The organism is Streptomyces sp. CT34 (assembly GCF_000805335.1).
Classification (GTDB): domain Bacteria; phylum Actinomycetota; class Actinomycetes; order Streptomycetales; family Streptomycetaceae; genus Streptomyces.
In genome coordinates, this window is sequence record NZ_KN708638.1 from 1 (window position 1) to 2,851 (window position 2,851).

Genomic DNA, 2,851 nt, shown 5'->3' on the forward strand with positions numbered 1-2,851 from the left:
GCGCGCGTCCTCCTCCGGAGGAACGACGCACGCCCCTACGGGGCGTCAAGACGCACGCCCCTACGGGGCGTCAAGATGCCAACCACCTCCGGTGGTTGGCCGCGTGCCTGCTCCGCAGGCACGCGCAAGCAGCGCTCCGCGCTGCTGTGGTGAGCCGATCACTCCGTGATCTGCTCCCCTCTTCCGCGTGCTATGTCTACCTGCAACTTTGATAGTGATTACGGTAGTTGGGAAGGCGTCCGCTCCGCGTCCGCCTTCAAGCTGGCTAGTACTGTGAGGTGGTGGCGAACGAGGCATCTTGCGGGTTCCCTCTGGGTGGGCCTCTCCCGATGCTGCCCAGCATATCGGTATGGGAGGGCGCTGACACTCATAAGGAAGCAGAAAAACTATGGGATCTCCGAGAGATCGGCGTCCTCTTCTTTGGCCGTCACTGGCCAGTCCTCGTGGAGGATTTCGCGCATAAACTGTCCATATTTTTCGGGTAGTTGACCGGAGTTATGCTTGGTGCGTGTCTTGCAGAGCCACGGGCCGATCATGACTCGCTGCCCGTCGACCTCGATCCACTCCCGGGCACCGGGTACACGGCCATGCCGTTCCATGAAGGCGCGCAGCAGTATCGTCATCTGTTCGAAGGTGCGACGTGTTCTCCCACTAGATCGGGCCTCATCGGATGTCATCTTGCGTACGGGCAGCGGAATTTGATCTGGAGTCAGGCCGAGGCGAGTCAGACGGTCTCGTTGGCCGTCAGAGAGCTTGTTCCAGGTGGTGAGCTGTCGGTGCAGCCAGCTGCCGACCTTCACGCCGTCGACCACGGTGTCGCGGCGCAGCGTGGCTACATGGTGGCCGGCTTCGATGTGCCGGCGCAGGAGGTGGTATTTGCGGTGCCAGTCGGGTCCGTGAGGGAGCGTCCAGTCGGCGTCGAGGGCGGTGAGTTGGGCTTCACGGTCCGAGTGGAGGCGGTTCTTGCGGACCAGAGCGCGTTGGTCGATGAGGAATTGGCCGCCGGGTTCGATGGCGGGGATGGCGAGGTGGCCGTAGGTGGTGTGGAAGGCCTCGACGGTCGCCATGTGCCCTTGCCAGGCGGCCTCATGGGCGTCCCAGATCATGCCCAGATCCTCAAGCTCCCTGACCCAGTCTGCTGTAAGGGCACCTTGGTCGTAGGCGGTGCGCTGGCCGTCGATGAACTGGCCGAGGCGGTAGCCGTAGGCGTCGGTGTAGTCGACCGGGACCTTCAGGTGGCCGTGTTCGGCGTGGTAGCGGATGGCCGCTGCCAGGCCGGTACGGCGGGGCGCGGAGAGCACCGCGCCGGCTGAGGGCCAGGCCAGTAGGTCCATGGCGCGGGCGATCGTGCCAGGGTCGAGGGTAAAGTCGAAACGGAACCGGCGTGTAAGGACGCGGTGGGTGGCACTGTCCAGGCGGTGCGTGGTGGTCTTGCGCGGGGCGCGGGCCGCGATGGTCTGGTCGTGGTGGCGCAGCGCGGCGGTGATCAGCCAGAGAGCTTCGTAGGGGGTGTCGAGGAGGTCGGTGGGGTCTGCTCCTGGTGGGGTGTAGGCGGGGATGATCAGGCTTGCGGTCTTCACGTCGGTGGTGGGGGGTTTGCGCAGGGCGCGGCCCAGGGCCTGGACGATCCGGCGCACGCTCGCGGTTCGGGAGGCGAACACGATCGCGTCCACGGCAGGCAAGTCGATGCCTTCGCCGAGGACTTGGGCGTTGGTGATCACGGCGCGGTCGGCGTTCGCGAAGCGGTCGAGGAGTTTCGCGCGCTGGGCAGGGGTGTGGTTGCCGTTGATCGAGGAGACGGACAGGCTGCTCGCCCAGTCGGGGCGCTGGTCGGGTGGGAGAGTGCGCAGGGTGTGCGTGAATTGGCGGGCGAAGTCGGCGGCGTCTGCGACCTGTTGGAAGTAGACGATCACGTGCTTGAGGTCGTGTTCGGTCATCGCTTTGAGGACCGCCAGGTGCAGGGCCGTCGTGCGGCGCGCGGTCGGGGCGAAACCGTTGTGCGCGCCGTCTGGGTCGGTCAGGACCTGGCGCAGGTCGGTGTCGGTGATGGTGGGGATGAGGAGCTGGTAGTCGGCCAGGACGCCGTCCTCGATCGCCTCGGCGTGGGTGTAGGTGTGCAGGCGGGGGCCGAACACCTTCGGATCGTCCATCGAGGCAATCAGGGGCGGGGACTCCCACGCTGGTGCGGTGGAGGGGGTGCGCTTGGGCTGGGGGCGGGTATCTGGGGCCTCGGCCAGGCGCGGTGCCTCCCACTCGTATGGGGTCGCGGTCAGATACAAGCGCCGCTTAGCAGGGACACGGGTGTTGTCGTGGATCATCGTCCACTCCTTGTCCCAGCTACCCGCGGTGCGGTGCGCCTCATCTACGACCATGACGTCGAAGACAGGTGCGGTGAACACCGAGTGCTGGGCCTCCTCGATCCTGGCCAGAGAGTCGAGCGTGACGAACACGATCGCCTTCTCACCCCGCTTCTGGCAACGGGCCAGCCAATAGGCCAGGTAGTCACCCGAGTTGGTGCTTACCGCACCCGTGCCCGCCAGCGCCGGGTGCTTGCCGGCGTCGAGGGATGACACCGCCATCAACGGCTCCGTACGGCCGTCTGCGCGCGCAGCCTGGGCCCATTGGCCGATCAGATCCCGCGACGGCACCGCAACCAACAGGAAGTCGACGTCGAGCTGTTCGGCGGTACGCAGCGCGATCAGCGTCTTGCCCGTACCACACGCGGAGACCATGTGCCCGCGGCTACCGGGCTTCCTCAGGCCGCGTGCCCCGCTGTCCACCGCGCGCTGCTGATCCGCACGCAGCGTACGGCGGATGGAGGCGAGGGCGCCCGCCAGCGGCGGGGGGGGCG

The 2,851-nt window shown here is 66.7% G+C and carries 1 protein-coding gene; it reads right to left on the reverse strand.

The annotated features are described in order from the left end of the window. Positions 1-386: 386 nt before the first annotated feature. On the reverse strand, positions 387-2,837 hold the full coding sequence (locus RZ84_RS00090; RefSeq protein ID WP_043268627.1) for a DEAD/DEAH box helicase: 2,451 nt from the start codon (positions 2,835-2,837) through the stop codon (positions 387-389). Positions 2,838-2,851 lie beyond the last annotated feature (14 nt).